Annotated in this window: 24 protein-coding genes, 1 pseudogene and 2 riboswitches; of the genes and pseudogenes, 17 read left to right on the top strand and 8 right to left on the bottom strand. The window is 44.9% G+C overall.

The window, feature by feature from the left end; genetic code table 11:
* Window positions 1-130: 130 nt before the first annotated feature.
* Window positions 131-349, bottom strand: coding sequence for a hypothetical protein (locus E5S67_RS05635; RefSeq protein ID WP_216670216.1), 219 nt, complete (start codon window positions 347-349; stop codon window positions 131-133).
* Here E5S67_RS05635 and folK point away from each other — a divergent pair.
* The 5 genes and pseudogenes from folK (at window position 312) to E5S67_RS05610 (ending at window position 4,601) form a co-directional block, all read left to right on the top strand.
* Entirely contained in the window at window positions 312-800 is a 489-nt protein-coding gene (gene folK, locus E5S67_RS05630; RefSeq protein WP_172186083.1) for a 2-amino-4-hydroxy-6-hydroxymethyldihydropteridine diphosphokinase, read from the top strand. The genes E5S67_RS05635 and folK overlap by 38 nt on opposite strands.
* Window positions 801-981: 181 nt before the next feature.
* Window positions 982-1,530 carry an NUDIX hydrolase gene (locus tag E5S67_RS05625; RefSeq protein WP_172186119.1) on the top strand — a complete coding sequence of 183 codons (549 nt, stop codon included), beginning with the start codon at window positions 982-984 and terminating at the stop codon, window positions 1,528-1,530.
* A gap of 141 nt (window positions 1,531-1,671) precedes the next feature.
* On the top strand, window positions 1,672-3,117 hold the full coding sequence (locus E5S67_RS05620) for an FAD-binding domain-containing protein (protein ID WP_172186082.1): 1,446 nt from the start codon (window positions 1,672-1,674) through the stop codon (window positions 3,115-3,117).
* Between the two features lie 207 nt (window positions 3,118-3,324).
* Window positions 3,325-3,936 (top strand): annotated as a pseudogene (locus E5S67_RS05615) (Uma2 family endonuclease).
* Window positions 3,937-3,953: 17 nt separating this feature from the next.
* A complete protein-coding gene (locus E5S67_RS05610) occupies window positions 3,954-4,601 on the top strand; it encodes a Uma2 family endonuclease (RefSeq protein WP_172186081.1) in 648 nt (215 codons plus the stop codon).
* A gap of 102 nt (window positions 4,602-4,703) precedes the next feature.
* Here the strand turns inward: E5S67_RS05610 and E5S67_RS05605 are convergent, their stop codons facing one another.
* A complete protein-coding gene (locus tag E5S67_RS05605; RefSeq protein ID WP_172186080.1) occupies window positions 4,704-5,153 on the bottom strand; it encodes a hypothetical protein in 450 nt (149 codons plus the stop codon).
* Window positions 5,154-5,249: 96 nt separating this feature from the next.
* Between E5S67_RS05605 and E5S67_RS05600 the strand changes: the two genes are divergently transcribed.
* Genes E5S67_RS05600 through E5S67_RS05590 form a run of 3 tightly spaced genes read left to right on the top strand, consistent with a single transcriptional unit; the run spans window position 5,250 to window position 8,114 of the window.
* Window positions 5,250-5,576 carry a hypothetical protein gene (locus E5S67_RS05600; RefSeq protein ID WP_172186079.1) on the top strand — a complete coding sequence of 109 codons (327 nt, stop codon included), beginning with the start codon at window positions 5,250-5,252 and terminating at the stop codon, window positions 5,574-5,576.
* A 15-nt stretch (window positions 5,577-5,591) separates the two neighbouring features.
* Window positions 5,592-7,724 (top strand): pentapeptide repeat-containing protein, encoded by a 2,133-nt coding sequence (locus tag E5S67_RS05595; protein WP_172186078.1) that lies wholly within the window; start codon window positions 5,592-5,594, stop codon window positions 7,722-7,724.
* Window positions 7,725-7,781: 57 nt separating this feature from the next.
* Window positions 7,782-8,114 carry a DUF2834 domain-containing protein gene (locus E5S67_RS05590; RefSeq protein ID WP_172186077.1) on the top strand — a complete coding sequence of 111 codons (333 nt, stop codon included), beginning with the start codon at window positions 7,782-7,784 and terminating at the stop codon, window positions 8,112-8,114.
* Window positions 8,115-8,396: 282 nt separating this feature from the next.
* Here the strand turns inward: E5S67_RS05590 and E5S67_RS05585 are convergent, their stop codons facing one another.
* Together E5S67_RS05585 and E5S67_RS05580 are read right to left on the bottom strand one after the other, a co-directional pair.
* On the bottom strand, window positions 8,397-9,977 hold the full coding sequence (locus E5S67_RS05585; RefSeq protein ID WP_172186076.1) for an FAD-dependent oxidoreductase: 1,581 nt from the start codon (window positions 9,975-9,977) through the stop codon (window positions 8,397-8,399).
* A 242-nt stretch (window positions 9,978-10,219) separates the two neighbouring features.
* Entirely contained in the window at window positions 10,220-10,918 is a 699-nt protein-coding gene (locus E5S67_RS05580; protein WP_172186075.1) for a Uma2 family endonuclease, read from the bottom strand.
* Between the two features lie 174 nt (window positions 10,919-11,092).
* A riboswitch (cobalamin riboswitch) is annotated at window positions 11,093-11,239 on the top strand.
* Between the two features lie 61 nt (window positions 11,240-11,300).
* On the opposite strand from E5S67_RS05580, the gene E5S67_RS05575 reads away from it, so the two are divergent.
* The 8 genes from E5S67_RS05575 to E5S67_RS05540 all read left to right on the top strand — a co-directional run bounded on the left by E5S67_RS05575 (window position 11,301) and on the right by E5S67_RS05540 (window position 18,245).
* Window positions 11,301-12,023, top strand: a complete 723-nt coding sequence (locus tag E5S67_RS05575; RefSeq protein WP_172186118.1) for an energy-coupling factor ABC transporter permease — start codon at window positions 11,301-11,303, stop codon at window positions 12,021-12,023.
* 3 nt (window positions 12,024-12,026) lie between these two features.
* Window positions 12,027-12,347 (top strand): energy-coupling factor ABC transporter substrate-binding protein, encoded by a 321-nt coding sequence (locus tag E5S67_RS05570; protein WP_172186074.1) that lies wholly within the window; start codon window positions 12,027-12,029, stop codon window positions 12,345-12,347.
* Between the two features lie 8 nt (window positions 12,348-12,355).
* On the top strand, window positions 12,356-13,156 hold the full coding sequence (gene cbiQ / locus E5S67_RS05565) for a cobalt ECF transporter T component CbiQ (protein WP_172186073.1): 801 nt from the start codon (window positions 12,356-12,358) through the stop codon (window positions 13,154-13,156).
* Window positions 13,157-13,454: 298 nt separating this feature from the next.
* Window positions 13,455-14,867, top strand: a complete 1,413-nt coding sequence (locus E5S67_RS05560; RefSeq protein ID WP_172186072.1) for an ABC transporter substrate-binding protein — start codon at window positions 13,455-13,457, stop codon at window positions 14,865-14,867.
* Window positions 14,868-15,071: 204 nt separating this feature from the next.
* Complete coding sequence (locus E5S67_RS05555; RefSeq protein ID WP_172186071.1) at window positions 15,072-15,650, top strand: Uma2 family endonuclease; 579 nt, start codon at window positions 15,072-15,074, stop codon at window positions 15,648-15,650.
* A 38-nt stretch (window positions 15,651-15,688) separates the two neighbouring features.
* A riboswitch (cobalamin riboswitch) is annotated at window positions 15,689-15,833 on the top strand.
* A gap of 121 nt (window positions 15,834-15,954) precedes the next feature.
* Complete coding sequence (locus E5S67_RS05550; protein ID WP_172186070.1) at window positions 15,955-16,395, top strand: hypothetical protein; 441 nt, start codon at window positions 15,955-15,957, stop codon at window positions 16,393-16,395.
* 19 nt (window positions 16,396-16,414) lie between these two features.
* Window positions 16,415-17,281 (top strand): SAM-dependent methyltransferase, encoded by an 867-nt coding sequence (locus E5S67_RS05545; protein WP_172186069.1) that lies wholly within the window; start codon window positions 16,415-16,417, stop codon window positions 17,279-17,281.
* Between the two features lie 115 nt (window positions 17,282-17,396).
* Window positions 17,397-18,245: an energy-coupling factor ABC transporter ATP-binding protein gene (locus E5S67_RS05540; protein ID WP_172186068.1), complete on the top strand. Its 849-nt coding sequence runs from the start codon at window positions 17,397-17,399 to the stop codon at window positions 18,243-18,245.
* A 481-nt stretch (window positions 18,246-18,726) separates the two neighbouring features.
* Here E5S67_RS05540 and E5S67_RS05535 read toward each other — a convergent pair whose 3' ends face one another.
* From E5S67_RS05535 to E5S67_RS05515, 4 genes are all read right to left on the bottom strand, one after another.
* The gene (locus E5S67_RS05535; RefSeq protein WP_172186067.1) at window positions 18,727-19,056 is read right to left on the bottom strand and encodes a hypothetical protein; all 330 of its coding nucleotides are present in this window, start codon (window positions 19,054-19,056) and stop codon (window positions 18,727-18,729) included.
* A gap of 515 nt (window positions 19,057-19,571) precedes the next feature.
* Window positions 19,572-20,486, bottom strand: coding sequence for a cyanobactin maturation protease PatG family protein (locus E5S67_RS05525; protein WP_172186065.1), 915 nt, complete (start codon window positions 20,484-20,486; stop codon window positions 19,572-19,574).
* Window positions 20,487-20,500: 14 nt separating this feature from the next.
* Entirely contained in the window at window positions 20,501-21,373 is an 873-nt protein-coding gene (locus E5S67_RS05520; protein WP_216670214.1) for a S8 family serine peptidase, read from the bottom strand.
* Between the two features lie 357 nt (window positions 21,374-21,730).
* Window positions 21,731-22,150, bottom strand: a complete 420-nt coding sequence (locus E5S67_RS05515; protein ID WP_172186064.1) for a hypothetical protein — start codon at window positions 22,148-22,150, stop codon at window positions 21,731-21,733.
* 556 nt (window positions 22,151-22,706) lie between these two features.
* Between E5S67_RS05515 and E5S67_RS05510 the strand changes: the two genes are divergently transcribed.
* The gene (locus E5S67_RS05510; RefSeq protein ID WP_172186063.1) at window positions 22,707-24,023 is read left to right on the top strand and encodes a helix-turn-helix domain-containing protein; all 1,317 of its coding nucleotides are present in this window, start codon (window positions 22,707-22,709) and stop codon (window positions 24,021-24,023) included.
* Window positions 24,024-24,044 lie beyond the last annotated feature (21 nt).

Below are 24,044 nucleotides of genomic sequence, written 5' to 3'. Positions count from 1 at the left end.
TGGGCTGGCGGGGACTTTTTAGTTTTAAGTTTTTAATGTTGAACTTTTTAACTAAAAACCGCTTTACCCTTGTTAGTAACGTTAGCTTTAGCGAGCAAAAAGACAGCAATTTTTAAAATTTTCATTTTTTTTATTGCTTGTTTCTATCAGTTAAATGCCATAGATTGCCCGTTGCATTCTTCCCTGTTCCTTCTTTCTTCTTCCTTCTTCCTTCTTCCTTCTTACTTCTTCCTTCTTCCTTCTTCCTTCTTCCTTCTTCCTTCTTCCTTCTTCCTTCTTCCTTCTTCCTTCTTCCTTCTTCCTTCTTCTTTATGAAATTAACAAAATGCGCGATCGCCCTTGGTAGCAACTTAGGCGACTCTCTCGCCACACTCAAAAGCGCGATCTTAACCCTCAACAACACCCCAGAAATAGCAGTAAAATCCCATTCAAGCTGGTATCAAACCGCCCCCGTCGGGCCGCCTCAACCCGATTACATCAACGCCTGTGCCATCCTAGAAGTTGCACTAGAACCCGAACAATTGCTAGCAAATTTATTAGAAATTGAGAGAAAATTTAATCGAATTCGCCGAGAAAAATGGGGGCCGAGAACCCTCGACCTAGATTTGCTGTTGTACGACAATTTAATCCTAGAAACTCCGACACTGACTCTACCTCATCCCCGGATGACCGAAAGAGCTTTTGTATTAGTACCTTTAGCAGAAATTGCCCCGGATTGGGTGCATCCGGTGACAAAAAGTGCGATCGTCCAACTCCTGCAAACCGCAGACTGTTCCGGAGTGCAAAAATTACCACTGTAAAAATTTAGCACAGTTCAGGGATCGTACCAGTTTTCCAAAAAATGCAACCGTAGGTAAGCTCGAAACAGTGATAGTTATCAGTCATTCCCAATCTAAAATCTAAAATCTAAAATCTAAAATCCTATGAGATCGCCTATGATGTCTTAAATCAGTGCTCTCTAACATTATTCGCTTCTTGCTTATGTCGATCGGTCAAGAACTACCCCAACTCCTCAAACAGCGCCTATTTTACCAAGGGCGGAAATTTAACTTTGACGTAGCCACCCTCCGCCTTCCCAACGGTTCCGAAGGCGAGTGGGAATGTATTCGCCACCCGGGCGGAGCACTTGCAGTTCCCGTCACACCCGAAGGTAAACTCGTCTTGGTGCGACAATACCGCTTTGCCACAAAAGGGCGAATTTTAGAATTTCCCGCTGGTACGGTAGAAATAAATGAAAATCCCGCCGAAACTATTAAACGCGAAATCGAAGAAGAAACCGGATATCGCGCGGGAAAATGGCAGAACTTAGGGCAATTTTTTCTCGCCCCCGGTTATTCCGACGAAATCATTTATGCTTTTTTAGCCCAAGATTTGGAAAAATTGGAAAAGCCACCAGCACATGACGATGATGAAGACATGGAGACAGTTTTATTCACCCCGGAAGAATTAGAAAAAGCTATCTTAGCTGGCGAACCAATTGACGCGAAATCAATTTCTAGCTTTTTCTTGGCGCGTCCATTTTTGACTTAAATAGGACTGACTAAAAAAACCCGGTTTCTTATAATAATCGTGCATCAAACCGATAAATCTTAACTTAGAAACCGGGTTTTTGACCCCGCGTGTGTCCAGGACTGTAAAATCTAAAATCTAAAATCTAAAATCTAAAATCGAATGTCCGATCTAATTTTATTTTGGCACCGCCGCGACTTGCGTATTTCTGACAACATCGGACTAGCAGCAGCGCGCCAGCAAAGCCCTAAAGTAGTCGGGATTTTTTGTCTCGATCGCAATATCCTAAATCGCGATGACGTAGCGCCAGCCAGAGTCACCTACATGATCGGCTGCTTGCAAAAACTTCAGCAGCGTTACAGCGAAGCAGGCAGCCAATTGCTGATAATTCAAGATGACCCGAGTCTAGGGATACCGAAATTAGCAACAGCGATAAATGCCAAAGCAGTATTTTGGAACTGGGATGTCGAACCCTACGCAAAACAGCGCGATCGTTCCGTATCAAGCGCCCTCGAACAAGCAGGAATTCAAGTTCAAAATTTCTGGGATCAAGTCCTGCACGCCCCAGATGAAATTCGCAGCGGTACAGGGACTCCCTACACAGTTTATACACCATTTTGGAAAAAATGGAACAGTAAACCCAAAGCCCAACCAGTAGAGACACTGCCGATAACTTATCTGGAATTAATGACCGGATTAACCGCAGAAGAACAAGAAATCGCTCACCAAGCAGGTGCAATTGAAACACTGCCAACTGCCTCTAGTTTAGGATTTATTTGGGAAAACCCATTAGTAATAGAACCCGGAGAAGATGCAGCGAAAAAAAAATTAGAAGAATTTTGCGAGATCGCAATTTACGAATATCAAGAACAGCGCAATTTCCCCGCAACTAACGGCACATCCCAACTCAGCGCCGCCCTCAAATTTGGTGCAATTGGCATCCGCACGGTTTGGCAAGCTACCCAGATAGTAATGGAAACTTGCCGCAACGAAGAAGCGTGCACAAGCATCGGGACTTGGCAACAGGAAATAGCGTGGCGGGAATTTTACCAACACGCCATGTATAACTTCCCAGAACTAGCAGACGGCCCCTACCGTCCAGCATTCAAAGACTTTCCGTGGGAGAACGATGAAAAGCTTTTTCAAGCTTGGTGTCGGGGCAAAACTGGCTATCCTATTATTGACGCAGCAATGCGGCAGTTAAATCAGACAGGTTGGATGCACAATCGCTGCCGCATGATAGTCGCTAGCTTCCTCACCAAAGATTTAATTATTAACTGGCAGTGGGGTGAAAAATACTTCATGCAAAAATTGATAGACGGCGATCTTTCTGCTAATAACGGCGGCTGGCAGTGGAGCGCATCCAGCGGTATGGACTCGAAACCTTTGCGAATATTCAATCCCGCCAGTCAAGCTCAAAAATTTGACCCGGAAGGGGAATATATTCGGCACTGGGTTCCAGAATTGCGCCGAGTTGATACTAAACTTTTGCTAACAGGAAATCTTTCGTCTTTAGAACGCCGACTTCTTCCTTATCCCTCTCCAATCGTAGACCACAATGAGCAGCAGCGCAAGTTTAAAGAACTTTACAAGCAGCAAAAAATTTAAATATCACACCCAGAACCCCGACTTGTTCAACAAGTCGGGGTTCTAGCTGACATTATTACACCTACCTCATTAATATGTGATATCATGTTCTGTTAATTACCCTTAAAGAATTTGTTTGTAGTAAGTAATTGAGTCCTTATTGACTCTCTTCTAGGACTAAACTGCTCACTACGAACTATTGATGGTTATATGAACGTAGAAATTTTTATGATTCAAACCATAATCAAATCGATAACATTTGAAGAGTTTTTAGAATGGTATCCAGATGGAAAAGGACGTTTCGATCTACGCAATGGAGTAATAGTTGAGATGAACCCAAATGGCTGCCATGAGGAAGTTACAGGTTTTATTATCAGAAAAATTAACCTAGAAATTGACCGTTTAAATCTTCCTTATGTAACACCGTAAACTTATTTTCTCAGACCTCCCGAAACGACCACGGGCTACCAGCCCGATCTCATAGTCTTAGACAAAACAGCCTTAATTTCAGAGCAACTCTGGAAAAAATCATCAGTTATTTCTCAAGGTAGCTCTGTCAAGCTTGTGGTCGAAGTAGTTAGCACTAACTGGCAAGATGATTACCTGGTAAAAGTGGCTGAGTATGAAAGATTGGGTATCTCGGAATACTGGGTTGTTGACTGTGCTGCCTTGGGCGGTCGGCGGTTCATCGGCAATCCCAAACAACCTACTGTATCGATTTACCAGTTGGTTGAGGGAGAGTACCAGGTTAGCCAGTTCCGAGAGTCCGATACTATTATTTCGTCTGCCTTCCCGAAACTTAATCTGACTGTTGAGCAGGTTTTTATCTCTATAACTTAAATAAATCGGAGGTTGAAATGGTAACGCTGCAATTAAAGCAAATCAGTTTACCCCCAGGGCAGAGAGTGCTGTTCCATGATGTTAACTGGCAGGAATTTGAAGCAATTTTAGAAGAGTTGGGAGAACACCGTGGCTCTAGAATAGCTTACAGTCAAGGAACTTTAGAGATTAGGATGCCACTACCAGAACATGAATTCAATAAGGAAATCATTGGGGATATGGTGAAAATATTACTCGAAGAACTTGAAATTGATCGAGAATGTTTTGGCTCGACGACTTTTAAGCGAAAAAATATGTTACAAGGAATTGAACCTGACAACTGCTTTTACATTCAGAATTATGCTCTAATGATTGGTAAAAAGCGGATCGACTTAACTGTCGATCCGCCGCCTGACTTAGCAATTGAAGTCGATATAACTTCCAAAACTCAACTCGATGCTTACGAAGCTTTGGGAGTACCTGAAATATGGCGCTATGAAAATAAGAAGCTTCAGATTAATGTGCTTCAAGATGGGAAATATATTGAAGCTGAAATTAGTCCTACCTTTCCCAATCTGCCAATTATTGAAGCTATTTCTCAATATTGCGAACAAAGCCAAACAGCGGGTACGAGTCAAACTCTCAGATTGTTTCGCCAGTGGGTTAAAAACCAAATACAAAATTGATAGGAAATCCCTAGTTAACGCACTTGCTGTTAAAAAGCAGGCTTCTTGACGATCGCAAAAAAGCCATTTTCTCACAGCAAGCGTCCTAATCTCGTTGTATGGTTAATTTCGCTTTTGGGAAATAGAAAGAGAGTAAGGGTGTTGACCTTGAGATCGATCGCCCACAAAAATAACATAAGTCCCCTTGTCCCCATAACCGGAAAATTCTACATTCCCCGCAGCAGAATTCGCCGGCAGGACGCAGAAACGCCCCCGCGGCCCCTGAATCATCAAACTCGGAGCTCCAGCGGTTTGTACTGCAATCCGCCAGTAAGGCAAATCCTGCGTTACTTCGATGACGTGGTTCGGTCCTTGGGACACAAAACCGCAGTCGCCGCTATTGTTCGGGCCGCCGGAAACTCCAGAAACTCCCAGCGGTTCGGGAAATCCCGGAGCAATTTGTAGCGGTTGGCTCCGAAGGGCACCGGCATCCGCTAAAATCATTGCCAAGGCTAGGGTGACGATCGGACTAAACCACAGTTTGCCGCGATCGCCCGGATAATGGATCTTCATGTTTCCTCACACAATGGCATTTATTCTAGTTCTTTGACGGTAGGGGATAATGGCGGTTCCGAACACATTAATCTAAACAAACTTCCGAATTTTTTTATGAATCCTCAAAATAACTTCAATTGGCAGCAAGCGTTCGGAGAACTAAAAGCTAAAGTAGAACGATCGCCGCTGATCTCACAAAATTCTGACAGCTATCAAGCCCTCGGAACCTTATACAATCAATTACTGGATAAGTTTCAAAGACTTCCCAAACCCGGGCAGGTGGCAGCCTTTGCCGTCGGAGCGATAATTGTCCTGACAGTCTTCAATAGCGTCGTACAGCTAATTTCAGCGCTGATGACTCTTGCCGTTCTCGGAGTGCTAATCTACATAGCGTATAAATTGGCAATTTCCCCCCAGTCCTCAAATACTAACGACAAATAATAGGAATTTCTAAATATGGCTAGCCCCACCGCGCCCAGCGGCATCAATCAACCCGATCCGTCTTGGCAAAGACAATCCAAGCAAATGCCACTGCTGGTTCGCAGGTGCGGCGCTTGGGCCGTGGAAATTTCGTTAATTGCGGCCAGCGCCCTCGTTCCCTTCAGTATCGGGGCATTGGTCAACAAGGAATCTCAAAGTGTGCCGCTCAATCCCTCAGTAGCAGCAGCATCCGAAACAGTCGCCCGTACTTTGGGCATACCGGTGCGCGATCGCAACCCCAGAGTCGCACCCCTAACTAATCTATTCTGGTCAGGGGCGCTGCTGGCACCGGCAGTTTTAGCGGGGTGGCAACTGTTTTTGCTCGCCAGAACCGGTCAAACTCTCCCCAAACGCTGGTTCGGCGTCAAAGTTGTCACAGCGTCTGGTACTCCTCCGGGTTTTGGGCAAGTGCTAATTCGCGAAACTTTAGGGCGCTGGGGAGTGCCTCTGGGCGTCGCTTACGGCATTTGGCGCTTGACGGGTGCGTTTCCAGATTTGCTGATTTTAGGGGGGCTGAGCGGCTTGGCAGTGCTGGCAGACGGCGCGGTTGCGTGGCGTTACAAACGGCAAGCGGGACACGATCGCCTCGCGAATACTTTGGTCGTCAGCGATCGATCGAATGAACTGTCTGCCAATCCTGTCAATAGTCCAGATTGGACTGAGGAAGACGCGCAGATTGCGGCTTTGGTTGTGACTCCGCAAACCGGCTTGAAAGCAAATGCCAGTTTGTGGAATTGGATGCGCCAACACCCAGGCACAACTTTAGTGATAGTTACCATCGGCAGCGCTGGATTGATTTTAACTTTGTTTGTCGGCACTCTCATCTACACTCAAAGTCAAGCAAATATGCGGGATTCGCGGCAGCGGAACGACGAATTATTTGTAGCTTTAGTTAGCAAATTGTCTCCCACATCGGCTAGCGGCGCATCCGGCAGGCGATCGGCAATTTTGGCTTTGGGGGCGGTGGAAGACTCCCGCGCCGTACCGCTGCTAGCGGATTTGCTCGCTCAAGAAGACAACCGCGCCATGCTGGACGCGATCCAGCAAGCTTTAGTCAGTAGCGGGCCGAAAGCTTTGCCTGACTTGCAGCGGTTGAACCAAGCTCTCAGCAACGACCTCGATTCCCTGCGCTTTGGCGGCAAAGCGCCGGAACGCGAGTTAGCGGCGGCCCGCCAGCGAACAGTACAAAGGGCGATCGGCAAAATTCTCACAGTGTATAGCAGCCAGCTCAACGGCGCGGATCTGAGCCGCACCGATTTAGCTCAAAGTCCCGCAGGCCCGTCTCAGTTTACTTTAGTTTTAAACAAAGTTGACTTGTCGGGAATTAAGTTGAGAAATACCAATTTAACCAATGCCAGCTTTCAGGGAGCTCGCTTTTACGGCACAGGCGAAGACAGGCGTCCGGCTACATTTGACGATTGGGTTTCTGACTTGAGCGGCGCTAATTTGGAAGGAGTAAATTTGACCGGGGCGTCTTTGAACAGTGCTGTAATGAACCGGACTACTTTTGTGCGCGCTGTCCTGAACAAAGCTAATTTGTCAAGCGGCAATTTGAATTCAGCTAATTTCAGCAGTGCTATTTTAATTGGAGCAAATTTGCAGCAAGCACAGTTAAAAAATGCAATTTTTACTGGTGCAGATATAGGAAGCGCGAATTTGTCTGGAGCGGATTTGTCAGGTGCACGTTTGGGCAAAGTGAAGGCTCAAGGCGCTCAGTTGTCCTTGACAAACTTGTCTAAATCGGAATGGCAAGGTGCTGATTTGTCCGGTGCTGATTTGAGTGGCGCGAACTTACAAAATGCCGATTTGAGTTCGACTAAACTCGCCAACGTGAATTTAAGAGATGCTCGGTTGCAAGATGCGAATTTTCGGAATGCGGAGGTGAGTTCGGTTGATTTTAGGGGCGCGAATTTAGCGGGAGCGAATTTTAAAGGCGCTGTGTTTCTGGGGAAGGCAGCTTCGGAGCAATTTATTCAAAGTCCGACCGGGAGTAAATCGGGTCGATTCCTAGGAGTTGATTTTGCGGAGGCTAAGAATTTAGATAAAAGTCAAATTGCTTACATTTGTTTGCAGGGGGGGATTCATCCGAAGTGCCCGCAGAAGAAGTAAGGATTGGTTGTTAGCGAGTAGGGTAATACAGTTGCTCGAAGAACAGGTCGGGTAATTATGAGCGTTAAGCGAATCATTTATCTCATCCTATCTATTCTGGGGATTGTGCTGCCTTGGTACTATAACTTGCAGTTTTTTAGCAATGCTGGCTTGCTTGACTTTGTAAACGAGAGTTCGGCTAATCTTGCTGCGAAATCGCTAAGTTTAGATTTGTCGATCGCAACTGTAGCAGGAAGCACTTGGATGTACGCTGAGTCAAAACGATTGGATATAAGTTTTGTAGGGCTGTACGTACTTCTGGGTGTGCTTGTTTCGTTTTCATGTGCTTTCCCGCTTTTCTTGTTTGTGCGGGAAACCAAGCTGGAAAAATTAAGTGAAGTCTCAAGTTGAAATGTTGTTTAACAGGTTAGTGCCGCGCAGCACAATAATTCAGTGCAGGCGATCGAGGTATTGTACAATTTCCGGTAAAATCACCGTTATAGGTTTGTAGTGACGACGGAAGTCCTCAGAATTTGATCGGGATTAAATTCGTCATTACAAACCAACGTGATTGTTGTCGTTTTAGGGGACATAATATTAATAGCAATTTTACTCATTTCTTGCTAAAAACTGTTGTGTTGAGTTTCGTTCCCCGGGCCAAACCTACTATTGCATTGTTTATTGAAATTGATATTACGCAATAGCATCCGAACTGGCAAGAGTCTCGAATTGCGCCAATAGCATTGCATCACCATTATTTGGAGTTCCAAAAATTTTAGGTAACTGGCCTGTTTCAGCGAGAACTTGTCTCACTTCTCGGTTAGATACATCGGCTAGATTTTTGTTATTTAGAATGGCATTAACCGCAGCGATACCAACACCTTGACCAACTGCGGCGTTGAATTCCACAATTCTGCCGACAGAACAAGCAAACCCTTCAAATCCAGAACAGGGACTAACCACTGCCAGGTTAGGAACGTTTTTAATTAATGCGTGGCGGATGCCAACATTAAAGATAGGGTGTTGAAAACTCAGACTTTTAAACCATCCTAGACGAGTTGCTTTGTCGCGAATACCCTGGATTCCTCCGCGTACATCAAAATGATAGCTAAATGTTGCCAGCGCTTCATTAGCAGGTACGCCACCTAACAGCATTTGTGCGCCAGTTAAAGGTTCTACAACTCCCGTCACATTGCCCGCGTGTCTGATATAAAGCTCTGAGGCATAAGTAACAGAACTAGCGCCCAAACTCTTCAGCCAAGTTGTAATAAATAACATCTCTCTTTGCATATTAGCCGTGGGTTTGCTCCCGCTTCTAGCTAAGGCTTCTGCTTCGCTGGCGGTGACTGCGAATAAAAGCGCATTCCACGAAAGTCTTTCATTTGGAAGTATTGCTATATTTCCCTCATCTAAAATTATGCCAGTTTCAGAAAAAGATAGTTTTCTTCCTCTAAACGAGTGGTAAGCTACAGACAGAGCCGGCGAGCGAACATCGATGTAATCGTTACCCGCCCACAGAGTTTTGAGATTGCCTTTAGTGTCCCTCATTTCCCGCCGGAGTTCTTCTGCTAGTTTGGCATCCTTGTCGGCAGCGTACAGCAAAAATTTTTGACTCTCTGCATCGGCCAGGTTGGTAAAGCGTTTTAGATAAATATAATCGAATTCTTTCAGTGCTCTTGCACTGAGTCCTTGAGTTTCAAAAACGAGGGTGACTGGAAGTTCTGAATTAGGCAGACCAAATGTTTCAAATCCCTTCAGCTTTCTCACACCAGCAGCTTGAGCTAATTCGGCATTGACAGTGGCATCAATAAATTGCTTGCCGGCATAAACTACGCCTTGAGAGGTGGTTATACTGGCAATTTTTTGGCCTGCCTTAGTGACTGATTGAATTTCTACTTTGCTGAGGAGATCGGCCCCAGCTTGTACCAGCATTTCTTTCAGCGCTGCACTGGCTTTGCGGGGGTCAAGTGCAATTGCCTTAACGCCGGATTTTTGTAATAATTCTTTATAGATTGTCGCCGGTGAACCAAAGATATCTAACTTTAAAGATTGTTGAAGTTCTTCACTAATCTGACTTCTATCTAAATAAGCAAGACCGCCTCTTACCAAATGTCCGCCAATTCCTTCTTGCAAGCTTGCTTTCGACATCAGTAGAATTCGCGGATAACGCTTTGTTCGGCGAAGATATTCTCTGGAGGCAGAGATAACAGCTAGAACTCCTGGAACTTCATCACCAAAACAGATGACATCGTAAGAACGCAGATCCATGACCATTATTTAATAACCTCTCCTGATTTTCATCTTTTCGAGCTGGATCTCAATGTTTGCCGTCCAACTCTCTGTTTTTCCCAGATCTAGCTCGATCTTTCCTGATTTTTGCGATAAATATTCACACATTTCTGGACGCAGAAACCGGGTTTTTTCCAGAAAATCCTCCGTTGAGGACGATCGATCTCGGTTTAAAAACCCGGTTTTTAAGCGTCCAGAGTCCGTCAGTCTGGTGCTCTTGATTGCCATCAGCTCAGATTATCAGGATCTATCCCCAACTCTCGCAATCGCTTGGCTAGTCGATCGGCGCGCTGCGATTCCTGTTGGGCGCGCTGCGCTGATTCTTTTATCTTTTCTTCAGGAGTCAGATAACGTTTGCCATCGGCATCATACCAATACAACCACTCTCTTGTCACCCCAGAATAATTTCCCCTTTCACAACCAATCCCCAAACCAATTTCTGGCATCCAAACTGGCTGTCCTGGCTGTAATTCATACTTCCCATTGACTAACTTATGTACTTCCAAACGGGGTTTACGGCGGCGGCGGGAAGAATAAATGACGTAATAAAGTACGCCTAAAGCTTGATATTCCTCCAACTTTGTGCTGTATTCCTTGCGATAAGTTGGGGAAACTACTTCCAGCACAAAAGTCGGCAAAACATTTTCATCCCACAGCACGTAACTGGGACGCAATTCTTCATCATAAAACCTTTCTACACCTAAACTCAAGAAAGCATCTGGCACAATGGCAGGTTTATCGGGGTGATAATAGATACCCATATCTATGCCAAAAAACCAGTCCATGCGCTCTGACCAAAGTATCAGCAAGATTGCTTTTAGCAATCCCGGTATTAGTTCTTGCAGTTCGTTATCCACAGGTGTTTCATCGGAGTCTGGTAGTTCATCGGCGGAGGGCAAGTTCCTCGGCAAGTTGTACTGTAACATTGCGGCTTTCCTCAAAACTAACTAATATTATACCGTTGATTTGTTTGGCAATAGTATTTATTGAACGAACCGCCAAGACGCGAAGGAAGAGAAGAGAAGATGATAGGTAATTTTGACTTAGTTAATCTGATGTAATTTTTGTAAAAGATTTGCTGAGACTTACGCGATCGACTATACTAAGCCTAACGATTCGGTTCTAATGGGGAGCAGCCATTAGAGGAAACGGGGAAAGTTCGGTGCAAGTCCGGCGCTGTCCCGCAACTGTAATGAAAGTCATGTCGCTTTCTGAGTCAGGATGCCCGCCGATGTGTTAATTTACATTGTCTCATCTGCGAGGTTCAGCGTGAAGACCGGAAATCGGAAATTGGTCAGCTTGGGATTGATGGCTGGCTTGAGTTGTTATATTGTCCTGGCCTCGGCAACGCCCGCCGCAGCTATGCACATTTCGGAAGGTTTTTTACCGGTGCAATGGGCGGCATTTTGGTGGATGGTGGCGTTGCCTTTTTTTGCAGTAGGTTTGCGCTCAATTACTCGCATTACAAAAGAACACCCAGAACTTAAACTATTGCTAGCTTTGGCGGGTGCGTTTACTTTTGTACTTTCTGCTTTAAAAATTCCATCGGTAACGGGGAGTTGTTCTCACCCGACAGGTACGGGTTTGGGTGCAATTTTGTTCGGCCCTTCGGTGATGGCGGTACTGGGGGCTTTAGTCCTGTTGTTTCAAACGTTACTGTTAGCTCACGGCGGGCTGACAACGCTGGGAGCGAATATGTTTTCGATGGCGATTGTCGGCCCTTTCGCTGCCTATTTTATCTATCAATTGCTGTTGCGAACTGGTAGCCAGCGTGCGGCAATTTTTTGTGCGGCGGCTTTGGCAGATTTGCTGACTTATGTGACGACTTCGATTCAATTAGCATTAGCTTTCCCGGCAGCAAGCGGCGGTTTTATGGCTTCGTTTCTCAAGTTTGCTGGCATATTTGCTATCACTCAAGTACCCCTGGCGATTAGCGAGGGATTGCTGACTGTATTGGTCTGGAATTGGCTGCATTCTTACGGGCAGCAAGAGCTAGAAACTCTCAAGTTATTGATGAGACAGGAGTCATAAGCCATGAGTCAAAAAAACACAAGAAATCAGCAAGCTACTTCACAACAAAATTGGATGTTGGTAATTGCTGTTATCGCGCTTGCCGTTATTCCCCTAGTTTTTGTCCGGGGTGAATACGGCGGAGCGGATGGGGAAGCTGAGAAAGCGATTACGGAAATTCAACCGGACTATCAACCTTGGTTTAACCACTTTTTTGAGCCTGCTAGCGGAGAAATTGAAAGTTTGCTGTTTGCGACTCAAGCGGCGCTAGGAGCGGGCGTAATTGGCTACGCGGTCGGGCTGTACAAGGGGCGATCGCAGCGACAAAAATCTGATGATGAATAGCCGTCGGAATGAACCATCAGATTGACAGTCTGGCTTATACAAATCGCTTGCGCGGGTTGCCGCCAACCCACAAATTATCCTTTGCGATCGCCCTTTTAATTCTGTCTCTGGTTTCTGGGGCGATCGTCCAATTCTCGATCGCCCTTTGGTTAGCCGTCTGGATCGTCGTCTATGCAGGCATTCCGGGGAAACTTTACCTGCGGTTGCTGTCGCTACCGTTGATGTTTTTGCTGACAAGTTTGCCTGCTTTGGCAATGGGTGCGGTTGCGGGCGATCGTATCCCCGCAATTCAGTGGGATATTTGGCAAGGTTGGGGCATTAGCACCGGCACTTTTTATCTCTATGTGAGCCGCACTGGGATATACCAAGTGAGCTTGCTATTTGCCCGCGCCTTCGCATCGACAAGCTGTATGTATTTCATCCTCTTGACGGTTCCATTTACCGAAATTTTGCAGATTCTCAGACAATTACGCTGTCCAGAGTTAGTCACAGAACTGCTATTACTAATGTATCGGTTTATTTTTAGCTTATTGGCGATCGCCGATGAACTTTGGATAGCCCAAAACTCCCGCTGCGGCTATCGCACTTGGAAACTGGGAATGCGTAGTTTAGGCATTTTAATCGGGCAATTGCTTCAGCGAACTTTGGAAAACTACCGTCAAGTTTCCTTGAGTTTAGCCTCGCGCGGCTTTAATGGAGAACTGCGCGTTTGGCATTCTTCCCCTTATAAACCTTCGCGAAGATATACATTGGAAGCCGTGTTTGGTTGCACGGTTTTAACCATTTTAAGCGCAGTATTTCAACGCTAAATTTATTCTTGGGACTTAGCATGAGGTCCCAGAAACCGGGTTTTTTACGAAAATACTTTTTAGAGCATCGCAGATTCAGTAGAAAACCCGGTTTCCGATCGCCGGTGGGTAAGTCCTATAGTTGATAATTCTCGTATTATCGTTAGTTTAGCGGGCTAGATTTGAATAAGGGCGATCGCACTTCCTGCAACAGCTATTACAAATATGACTTTTATGAACTTAATTAATGAATTATATGAATTGACGTGAACAGTAATTTAATGAATAATTACAGTATCAAAATACCGAAAAAAAAATCATGTATCAAGATACTAACAAAAAAAACACCCCACCGCCCATTGTTTTTATTATTGCCATCGGCTTAATTGGGTTTGGCGCATACAAGTTCCTTCCCGGTTTATTGAATGCCAAAACTTCAAATACACCTATATCTACATCTACATCGGCAACGAGCGCATCGGGAGCGATCGCAAATCGCATCAGTTTAGGAAATCGGATATTGGTGACATCCCAAACAACAGCAGCAAAACAAGCAGGAGTTCAAGCTTTTGCTGATGGAAATTACCAATCTGCCGCCGAATATTTTCAGAAATCGCTGCAACAAAATCGCAACGACCCGGAAACCGTGATCTATTTCAATAATGCCCGAGCCAGCAATGGTTCTTCCTTAAAAATTGCTGTCAGCGTCCCCATTGGTAGCAACCCCAATGTCGCCCAAGAAATCCTTCGAGGTGTTGCCCAAGCTCAGGATGAAATTAATACTAGCGGTGGCATCAACGGCGCAGAACTCCAAGTAGAAATAGTCAACGATGACAACAGTCCAGAAGTGGTCAGAGAGGTTGCAAAGACATTGACAAAAGATCAGAATATACTAGCAGTAATTGGACACAATGCTAGCAACGCATCTCTCGAAGCTGCTCCGATATATCAGCAAGAAAAACTGGTAATGGTGACACCGACGAGCTTGGCTAATAATCTATCAGGTTTTGGCAGCTACATATTTCGGACAGTACCCAATATTAGCTTAATGGCAGCTCCTTTAGCAGAATATGCAGTCAAAACAGCAGGCAAAACTAATATTGCCATTTGTTACGACTCCCAAGCACCCGATAACATCTCCTTTAAAGATGAATTTGTGGCCTCTCTTACTGCTGCTGGAGGCAAATTAGTTCCGACTGTTTGCGACTTTTCAATCCCTTCTTTTAATCCCGAAAGTGCGATCGCCGATGCTGTCAGCAAAGGTGCACAAGGATTGATGGTAGCACCCCACGTCGATCGCATTGACCGTGCGATTTCTCTGGCTCGCATCAATCGAGGCAAATTGCCACTCTACGGCAGCACCACAATGTACACCATTCAAACATTAAAAGACGGACAAAGCGACGTTAACGGCTTAGTATTGCCTGTTCCCTGGCATCCTGAAACTAATCCCGGTAGCCGTTTCCCAGAAAATTCCCGCCAGCGTTGGGGAGGAATTGTGAATTGGCGAACAGCAACGAGTTTTGATGCGACTCAAGCTGTCATCGCTGGCTTGCGGCAAAGTAATACGCGGGAAGGGTTGCAACAAGCACTCAGAAATACGAGTTTTTCGACACCGGGAGCAAGCGATGATGTGAAGTTTTTGCCCACGGGCGATCGGGCGGGTAAGCCGATTTTAGTGCAAGTTAAACAAGGAGGAAGCACTGGCTATAACTTTGTCCCGCTGCGGTAAGTTTTTTAAGTGCGATCGGACTCACATCTTGCACATTCTCAATCAGCCTTTCAGGGACGGGCATCCTGTCCGCCCCACAATAAAATTCCCTCTTTGTGGAACAGGCATCTTGCCTGTTTCTTAGCATGATTAAAATATACTTTTCTGGTGAAGCCAAATTTTTAAGATAAAATGAAATGAGTAGATTAAAGGAGAGCGTTGTTTATGATCGCGCCAGTTGAAACCAAAACCTACACGGCTGAGGAATATCTAGAATTGGAAATCAATTCTCAGGATCGGCATGAATTTATCAATGGGGAGATTGTTCTGATGGCTGGCGGCACACCGGATCACAATGAAATTACCACTAATTTAGTTGTTGCGCTGAAACTGGCGTTAAAAGGGAAACCATATCGGACTTTTAGTTCGGATCAGCGGCTGTGGATTCCCCAGCTTAATAATTATACTTACCCGGATGTGATGGTGGTTGCGAAACCGATCGAGCTGCAATCTGGACGGACGGATACAATTACCAATCCTCTCCTGATTGCTGAGGTGCTGTCTAAAGGTACTAAAGCTTATGACCGCGATGAAAAGTTTGCTGCCTATCGCAGTATTCCTAGTTTTCAGGAGTATTTATTAATCGATCAATATCGGCTACGGGTGGAGCAATATTCTAAAACTGATGCGAATAAGTGGATTTTTTCGGAATATAGCTGTATGGGCGATCGGCTGACTTTAACCTCTATTCCTGTGGAGATTTCGCTGGCGGATTTGTATGAAAATATTGAGTTTGGTGAATAGGCAGACAGTTTTTTGTCAAATATCCCAAATAGTGGTAATATCCCCGTATATCGATCGGCTCTGATGAACAACACACATCAGACGCAAGGGGGAAAGTTCGGTGCGAATCCGGCGCTGTCCCGCAACTGTAATGAGATCATTGCATCTCTGAGTCAGGATGCCCGCCGATTTGTTTACCTGTTGTTTTTCATCTGCGAGGTATGGATGATGGTGAGTTCAATATTTTTACAAATAATCTGCTGTTGTGATCCGTTTGCCGATCATCGACAATAACGAAATTATAGGCAGCGGGAAACTAAAAAAAATGCGAATCGAAGATAGTGTTTGGCAGGGTAGTTTTGGCTACTGGCAAAACTTGTTTATTCACCAGAATATTTTGTCGATCGGACATACTGCTTGGAATGGCTTTTTGCATCGAGGGCGAGGCTTGGTTGCTTGCAAAATCAATACTCCCATTAACGGCTCTGTGAATTGGAGTGTAGATACTATAAAGTACGATCTGCAATTTATTTCCCAATTGTACGCAACTGCTTATTTGCAACAACTAGAAGTAGAGGAAAATACTGTTTCAAATCTGCTCCAAATCATTGCTAGCTACGAACCCAAGGAAGCAATTATATTTTTGTCGATCGCCAACGGTCAGATTGATATCAATTTGTTGCAAAAATTGGCAATTTCTCCTGTTGAGTGCTATGAACAAGTATGCAAGCGCTGGGAAGAATTTCAACTCTGCCCGAAATCCTAAAACTTACTAAATTTTCCGAATGTCGAAGCCAAAATCAATCGAAATTTCCAAGGTAACTCGCTACCAAAATGCAGCGCTTAATTACTATTTGGGCCTGACAGATTCGCCCTACCTTCACTACGGCTATTGGGAAACCCTACCTGTGCCCGCTGACGAACTAACGATCGCCCGATTGCGCATCGCTCAGCAAGCTTATACTGTAAAACTGTTGGATGCGATCCCCAAAGGCACTCATACGATACTGGATGTGGGCTGCGGGATTGGCGGAAATGCGGCTTATTTGCTCGATCGAGGTTTTGCAGTGGAAGGGCTCGCACCCGATCCGTTCCAACAACAGCGATTTCTTAAGTGTACGGGCGATCGGGCAATCTTCCACCTCACGAGGTTTGAAGACTTCAAAGCAACCCATTTCTACGATCTTATTCTCTTTAGCGAAAGTAGCCAGTATATGTCGGCTGTTGATATTGCTAATGGTGCCGCCAAAATCCTCAATCAGGGTGGCTACGTGCTGCTTGCCGATATGCTGCGTTCTGATGCTAATTATAAAGAGGGAATGTTCTCTAATTGTCATGTTGTTACGGAACTTCATGCAGCATTAAAGCAGGCTGGATTCACTTTAGTCAAAACTGAGGATATTTCCGCTCATATTGTACCGACAATCGATTTGTATGTCGATACTTTCCGCAGATATGGACTGAATACGATGATCTATGTTGCAGATTTAATTGCGATCGCAGTTCCGCCCGTTCACAAATTCCTGCGCTGGATATTTCGTCGCTGGTTCAAGAAGCTGGTTATTGAAGGATTGGAGGCCAGCCAACTTTTTGAGCAACATCTTTGTTATGAAATTCAACTGTGGCAGTTGTCAAAAACAGATGAAAACTGACACAAATACAATGAAAATTTGTAATCGGTAATCGGTAATTGGAGGCAGAGCCTCCCGGTATTTATTCCCAGGCAGAGCCTGGGAACAAGGCTATAAAAAGTAAAAAATAACGAATATGTCTGAATGGATTCTCGAATTCGATCGCACTTCCTACTCATATCCCTGCGGTTCGCGAGTGGCAATTCAGGGTTTAAACCTCAAAGTCCCCGCCGGGAAACGCTGCGGGCTGATCGGTCAAAACGGCTGCGGCAAAACTACCTTTTTCCTGTTAGCAAATGGCTTATATCAACCGCAACAGGGCTTCATTCGCTGGCAAGGTGAACCATTCCGCTACGATCGCAAATCTTTGATGCAACTGCGCCAACAAATCGGACTCGTCTTTCAAAATCCCGAACATCAATTAGTAGCTTCGACGGTAGAAGAAGATATCTCCTACGGATTGTACAATTTAGGTTTGAGAGAATCCGAAATAGCTCAACAGGTGCAGCAGGCGATCGAGCAATTCGATCTAAGCGAACTCGCCCGCGAACCAATTCACAATCTCAGTTTGGGGCAGAAAAAGCGGGTGTCGATCGCCGATATCATGGTTCTCAAGCCCAAACTGCTGCTGCTAGATGAACCTACCGCCTATCTCGACCCGCGTCACATCCGACAACTGATCGGTTTACTCCAACAAATTCACAGCGCCGGAACCACGATCCTTTTAGCAAGTCACGACCTCGATTTCATCTACCGCTGGGCTGATTGGGCGTTTGTAATGGATCGAGGACAACTGATTTTAGAAGGAACACCGGAAACCGTTTTTGCCCAACGGGAGGTTTTGGAGCAATTGCAGCTTGGCGTACCGCTGGCGATCGAGCTTATGGAGCAAATAAGGGCGATCGTTGAGAAAGATGGTAACTCAAATATAGAGACTTTTGAGCAATGGCAACAACAGATTTTACAAGCGCGGCGGCTGCTTTAATCCTCCATCTAACTCAACTTTACTTACGCACGTTCTGCAAATCTTTGAACAGCTTTTGGCGCAAAAGCAGCAACTAAAAAAGCAGTTGTAATTTATTTGCCCTCTGAATCATTGCTAGTTATTGTTATTGTTATTGCACCAAACACGATCGCTGCAATCAGCGCAATAAAACTCATGGCTCGTATTGTCGAGTATTTTCCATTATTACCAGGGAAAGATTTGGCAAATTCCTTTCCATGTTCCGACAATTTTGGTTTAGTTTCAAGGCTAAAAAAATGTGTCCTTTGATTGACTACCTAAAAGGTTAAAATTTAACGAAGTCATAACTTATTTATTGCTGAACTAGGGGGAAAGAGCGATCGCACTCTTCAAATTCATTTCCTGTTATTTGGTGAGGAGATGAAGGAGTGATGAGGTGCGATCGCCCTGTCAATAATCAGTTGAGTGCAAGCTAGATATGAATCCGCAAATTAAAGAATTATCAGTTTAAAACTTCCCAAATCAAAGTGTAATCGGCTCCGTCTTTAGTAAACTTGCCTCTTTGTTCTCCTTTGCCAATTTGAGAAAGATTAGCGGTCAAAGTACCTAAGTCATCATCTGTATCAAACCAGCTACCAACATCCTGATCGTAAAGCTTTATCTCAGCCGAGTTGGTAAATTCAACTATCTCGTTTATAGTTGCTGACTGTCCATCATTAAGACTGATAGGCCCCCAAACATTTTGACCATTGACACGCAAATAGGGTTCATCAGCCCCAGAGCTATCCTCTGTTTTATGGCACTCAAGAGATATAAGTTTTAGCTTTGTCATAAACAATCCTCATCGTATAATTGGATATCTATTCTGATACCAGCATTTTTAGACTGGAAAATGTCTGCTATTTCCTGAATCTCAAGTTCTCCTGAAAAGGGAGAACTTGAGATTAAACTCTACAAGCAGTCAACACAACTACTTGCTCCAACACCAGCAAAACATGCAATGCACGCAGCGGTACCGACACCACTAGCACAGGTAGCACCGCAAGCAGCCACTGCTGCAGCGCAGCGAATTTTCTTCCTCCAGTTACAACCTTGTAGTATCACCTCTGTGGTGGAAATAACGTCAGCGCCAGACATACGATAGTTCTGGCTAGTATTGTAAACTGCTGCTTCAGCTGTAAATCCAGGTAAACTCATGTCAAGTAGCTCCTTTGATGTTTTCAAATTCAACAGTCTTAGTGAGACAATTGGTAACCGATGGTGTAAATTTTTCGGACACGTCTACGCAGAAAACACAGTTGGTTTGGGCTAGCTCATACTTCATCACCTCCTTTAAAGTCTAGAAATTTAACGGTCGTAGTAGGGCGACATCCTTGTAACCAGGAAAGGAAACTCCTCTGTCACGTCTACGCGGACAAAATATTTCTCGGTAACATCCGTACTGCGATTGGTAAAAGCAAAGATGACATCGACAATTTTGCGGACACCACTTAACCGGGAAGGACGAATTTCCACTGCTGTCAATGAAAGGTTGCGTCCAAAAGCTTCAGCAGTTGTTGTATAAATGGCTGGATAACGAACTGCCAGATAATTTAAAGCGCGATGCTCATCAGTTGTGCCTGCATTGTCAGCCATTTGCATGAGCCTTGCGAAAAGTTCTTCAGCAGCAGGCGTAAATTGTTCTGGGGAAATTGCCTCTGGTCGCGGGATAGATTGGATAAGTGAATCGCGGTCGAAGGAATAAATGTGGTCGAATACAACAATGGGAACCATAAGCCCATTGCACACTTCCGGCGGAGCAATAAGACCTCTGACACCAACAACAACATCAAGATCCATAGGACTAGGAGTAGGACGGATTGCTTCAATTAACAAATCAAAATCCGCAGGATCGCTTGGGTGTAAAAGGTAGGTTTCCAGACCCTCTATAGTTAGCACCCAACACAGTTGACGCGCCAGGTAACGATTGTGTCGCGCTGACAGAACGGCGTGAAAAGCTTGTTGGTCTGTAAGTCCAGATGTGTCTACTCGTCCAGTGGCTTGAGCAAATTCTTTTTCTATCGACTGCTTGGAAAAACGATATCCAACTTTACCTAGCGCATAAACGTAGGAAGGAGGCTCGGGATTTTGTTTGTTTCCTCCACAGCTACAGCCTCCATTTTCACCCTGGGGTAAGACCACGATTGTGGCACTCTGGTCGCTGATACTGGCGTTCGCTGGTACACGAGTCTGGGTAGTAGACTGTTCTTGAGTTTGAGTCATTTAATTTTCCTGTTTTAAGAATGAAACTTTTTCATAACTTGATACATTGCCCACGCATCTAACAAAGGTGGAACAATTGTCGTGTGTTGCTGCCTATGAGCTTCGGTGATAGCTAGTTTTATTTCGGCGGCAGTTGCATTTGGAAATTTCGACCACAACAGGGCGATCGCGCCTGTCACAAACGGGACGGCCACACTCGTTCCGCTTAGCGCCAGTGGTTCGCCGTCAGCGGTCAGGCTAGTAATGTCGTCACCAGGAGCGCTGATACCTCGCCTGCCGATAGAACTTCCCAAGTTGGACAGACCAAGAGGTCTACCTTGAAGATCAGATGCCACAACCGGAATCACCCACGGATGTCGAGTAATAGCAGAGGTTCCAATCGTTCCTTGATTCCCCGCTGCCGCAACAATAATAACGCCACGCCTTGTTGCATAATCTAAAGCCTGTTTTAATTCATGCTGACCGTTAAATGACGGTTGCGCTAGTGCAAGGCTCATATTCAATACATGAACACCAGCATCAACTATCTCGACTATTGCTGTTGCCAGTTCTTGAGGAGTTGCGCTTGGTATCTGTTCGGTTCCGGATGCTATCTCTGCAAAAATCGGACGTAACAACAGAGTACATTTGGGACAGATGGCAGGGGCTGAAGAATCCCTCTTTCCAAACAAAATCCCTGCTACAAAGGTTCCATGCTTGCAGGCGATGCTGCTTTTTTGAGTACAGTTTCCACTCTTTATTCCAGGAAGAGAGCGGATATTTTCACCTGCAAGTTCACGATGTTCTACAGCTACTGGACCATCTATTAACCCGACTATAATTTCTGCATTACCACTGGTAAGTTCCATCAAAGCGATAAGTTTGACTAAATCTAAATGTTTAGTCATATGGTGCATCTGTACTATTTGGCAAAGTTTGAGCGCGATCTTGTGGCATTTGTCTTCTCCTTTGCTATTTGCTAATAAAAAAATGTTTTTAATTATTTTAGATGATGAAGTATGAAAAACATATTCATTAGGTGATTGTGTAACCAGATGTTTTTGCTTGAATCCCTAATTAATAACGCACCCCCGATCGCCCTGCCGGTGAGAAAAAGTGACAGGCTTTTGTAAAGCTTTGTAAGAACACACTTGCAACCTTCATTTCTCGTTATTTGGTGAGGAGATGAATGGGTGATGAGGTGCGATCGTCATCCTAATAGCTAGCAGTATTGTTTTGCAACTGCTCACATTACTAATGTGTGGCTAATCCAGTATATTCACAGCAGCAATTGCATTTCCAAAGATTGGTGTATCAAACTGGGAGTCTTGAAAACCAACTACGATACTACGATGGTCAGGGCTTATACTACGAACCTTCATTGGATTTTGATGAAATGGTTTAGTTCCATCAGGGGGTGAGTCCTTGCGATATGCGACGATGCCTAGCTCAAGATATTGACTAGATGAATTATTTTCTGAAACCCAATCCGCTCCATCATAGTAGTTACCTCTCTTGACAAGAATACTACCAGTCTCCACTGAACCGATCCAAATCTGATTCTCATACCATGCAGCAAAGCTAAATCGGATTAGAACGCGTTTAGAAGGAGGAACTTTGAAACGGTAGATCCACTCTTGCTTGGGAACAATTCCGTCGGGACCAAGATTTAATCCTTCAGACATTACAGCTACTTCTCCTTTGTTGTAAGTTGTCGGTCTAACTTATAATTGTGTCGCAGATGCGGTACAACACTCTTCCTAGTCGGCTTATCCCGCACATCTGCGGTTTAACTCTGAACAGTCCGAACAACTTGTTCTCTGCCTTAACTCAAAGAATAAACCACCCCGATCGCCCTGCCGGTGAGAAAAAGTGACAAGCTTTAGTTTTGAATAGCCTGAATAGCTTTTGCTCTGCATTAACTCAAAGAATAAACCAACCCGATCGCCCTGCCGGTGAGAAAAAGTGACATCGTTTTGTAAACTTACGTAAATTCCTCAGTCGATTTGAGATTTTATCTCTGAGATTGTGCAATTAACCTCATCCCAAATCCGGGTTAAATATCCCCCTTATTTCTCACTCTCGGAAGGCGAACAAAAGCTTGTTTAGTATCGGTTTAAACCGCCAACTATAAAAGGGATTACCTTGCGGTTAATTCAGTCAATTTGTTTTCTTTCCTGAACAGCAACTCGCACTCATGAAACATCAGTAAATTTACTGAATAGGTCAAATTGGCAAGCTATGAAAGGACAAGAGGCGATCGCCCTAGTTGATAGTCTGTTACAATCCGCAAACAAAAAGCAAAAACTCAATGACATTCAATCCCTCGTCTTTCTGGAAACCTGGGAGGGACACTCTTATCAAGAGATAGCCGATCGCTTACTTTACGAACATGACTATATCAAAAAAGTCGGTTCGCATTTGTGGCGCAATCTCTCTCAAATCATCGGCGAAAAAATCTCAAAGCAAAATCTGCAAGCAGTCTTGCGCCGCTACCAGCATTGCAGTGCGGGCATCTTGCACGCTAGCGAAGCAGATAACTGCATCCAAGATTGGGGAGAAGCGATCGATGTTTCTCAATTTTACAACCGGCAACAGGAACTGGAAACATTAGAAACTTGGATTAGGGGAAATTCTACTCGTCTGATCGGTATTTTTGGACTTGGCGGTATCGGCAAAACTTCTCTGTCTGTCAAACTCGCTCAGCAACTTCAATCTCAGTTTGAATTCGCAATCTGGCGGAGTTTGCAGCAAGCACCGCAATTAGATGTTATCCTCAGCAATATTTTACCGATTTTAACTGGTTCAGAAGCGACAAGAAATAACTCTATTCCTGCTCTCATGGAACAGTTGCGGCAAAAACGCTGTTTGTTAGTTTTTGACAATCTGGAGTCGATTTTGCAAGGGGGAAATCGCAGCGGACAATATCAACAAGGGTATGAAGATTACCGACAGTTATTGGCGCGCGTTGCGGACGAACCTCACCAAAGTTGTCTGATTTTAACCGGACGAGAAAAACCGGGGGGGTTTGCTGTGCGATCGGGCGAAAATTTACCCGTGCGATCGCTCAAACTCTTCGGAGTTTCACCGCCAGTATGCCAGCAAATCCTCGCGGCCAAAGGATTAAAGGCAACGCTATTGCAGTGTCAAGATATTGTCAACTACTTTGGCGGTAATCCCCTCGCCCTCAAACTTGCTGCAACGACTATTAAAACACTTTTTGGCGGTGACATTCACGCATTTTTAGTGCACGGAAATACTGTTTTTAGCGACTTGTGGGATTTGCTCGATCGCCAGTTCGATCGCTTGTCACCCCTGCAACAAAAAATTATGTACTGGATCGCCATTAATCAAGAAGGAGCGACGCCTGCGAAGTTAAAAGCGGAAATTTTGCCCAAAGTTTCGGGACGGCAACTGATGGAAGCATTGGAGGGGCTGGCTGAACGATCGCTCATTGAAGATCGGCGATCGCTCAATGATACCGCATCGACAAGTTTAACGCTACAGCCTGCGATCGTCGAGTATGTCAGAGAACGCTTGCTCCTAACTGCTGAGTAAGAAATGATCGCAAACAAACTT

The organism is Microcoleus asticus IPMA8 (assembly GCF_013179805.1).
Classification (GTDB): Bacteria; Cyanobacteriota; Cyanobacteriia; order Cyanobacteriales; family Microcoleaceae; genus Microcoleus; species Microcoleus asticus.
The sequence above is the reverse complement of the archived record's forward strand: the minus strand, read 5'-3'. Positions and strand labels throughout refer to the sequence as shown.

Bases quoted from the DNA above. Each gene is read 5' to 3' on its own strand.
- E5S67_RS05540 (WP_172186068.1), top strand. From the start codon at position 17,397: ATGTCTGAATGGATTCTCGAATTCGATCGCACTTCCTACTCATATCCC.
- E5S67_RS05570 (WP_172186074.1), top strand. From the start codon at position 12,027: ATGAGTCAAAAAAACACAAGAAATCAGCAAGCTACTTCACAACAAAAT.
- E5S67_RS05600 (WP_172186079.1), top strand. From the start codon at position 5,250: ATGAATCCTCAAAATAACTTCAATTGGCAGCAAGCGTTCGGAGAACTA.
- E5S67_RS05560 (WP_172186072.1), top strand. From the start codon at position 13,455: ATGTATCAAGATACTAACAAAAAAAACACCCCACCGCCCATTGTTTTT.
- E5S67_RS05610 (WP_172186081.1), top strand. From the start codon at position 3,954: ATGGTAACGCTGCAATTAAAGCAAATCAGTTTACCCCCAGGGCAGAGA.
- E5S67_RS05595 (WP_172186078.1), top strand. From the start codon at position 5,592: ATGGCTAGCCCCACCGCGCCCAGCGGCATCAATCAACCCGATCCGTCT.
- E5S67_RS05550 (WP_172186070.1), top strand. From the start codon at position 15,955: ATGCGAATCGAAGATAGTGTTTGGCAGGGTAGTTTTGGCTACTGGCAA.
- E5S67_RS05515 (WP_172186064.1), bottom strand. From the start codon at position 22,150: ATGTCTGAAGGATTAAATCTTGGTCCCGACGGAATTGTTCCCAAGCAA.
- cbiQ (WP_172186073.1), top strand. From the start codon at position 12,356: ATGAACCATCAGATTGACAGTCTGGCTTATACAAATCGCTTGCGCGGG.
- E5S67_RS05620 (WP_172186082.1), top strand. From the start codon at position 1,672: ATGTCCGATCTAATTTTATTTTGGCACCGCCGCGACTTGCGTATTTCT.
- E5S67_RS05580 (WP_172186075.1), bottom strand. From the start codon at position 10,918: ATGTTACAGTACAACTTGCCGAGGAACTTGCCCTCCGCCGATGAACTA.
- E5S67_RS05555 (WP_172186071.1), top strand. From the start codon at position 15,072: ATGATCGCGCCAGTTGAAACCAAAACCTACACGGCTGAGGAATATCTA.
- E5S67_RS05520 (WP_216670214.1), bottom strand. From the start codon at position 21,373: ATGACTAAACATTTAGATTTAGTCAAACTTATCGCTTTGATGGAACTT.
- E5S67_RS05510 (WP_172186063.1), top strand. From the start codon at position 22,707: ATGAAAGGACAAGAGGCGATCGCCCTAGTTGATAGTCTGTTACAATCC.
- E5S67_RS05605 (WP_172186080.1), bottom strand. From the start codon at position 5,153: ATGAAGATCCATTATCCGGGCGATCGCGGCAAACTGTGGTTTAGTCCG.
- E5S67_RS05545 (WP_172186069.1), top strand. From the start codon at position 16,415: ATGTCGAAGCCAAAATCAATCGAAATTTCCAAGGTAACTCGCTACCAA.
- E5S67_RS05590 (WP_172186077.1), top strand. From the start codon at position 7,782: ATGAGCGTTAAGCGAATCATTTATCTCATCCTATCTATTCTGGGGATT.
- folK (WP_172186083.1), top strand. From the start codon at position 312: ATGAAATTAACAAAATGCGCGATCGCCCTTGGTAGCAACTTAGGCGAC.
- E5S67_RS05625 (WP_172186119.1), top strand. From the start codon at position 982: ATGTCGATCGGTCAAGAACTACCCCAACTCCTCAAACAGCGCCTATTT.
- E5S67_RS05585 (WP_172186076.1), bottom strand. From the start codon at position 9,977: ATGGTCATGGATCTGCGTTCTTACGATGTCATCTGTTTTGGTGATGAA.
- E5S67_RS05575 (WP_172186118.1), top strand. From the start codon at position 11,301: ATGGCTGGCTTGAGTTGTTATATTGTCCTGGCCTCGGCAACGCCCGCC.
- E5S67_RS05525 (WP_172186065.1), bottom strand. From the start codon at position 20,486: ATGACTCAAACTCAAGAACAGTCTACTACCCAGACTCGTGTACCAGCG.
- E5S67_RS05535 (WP_172186067.1), bottom strand. From the start codon at position 19,056: ATGACAAAGCTAAAACTTATATCTCTTGAGTGCCATAAAACAGAGGAT.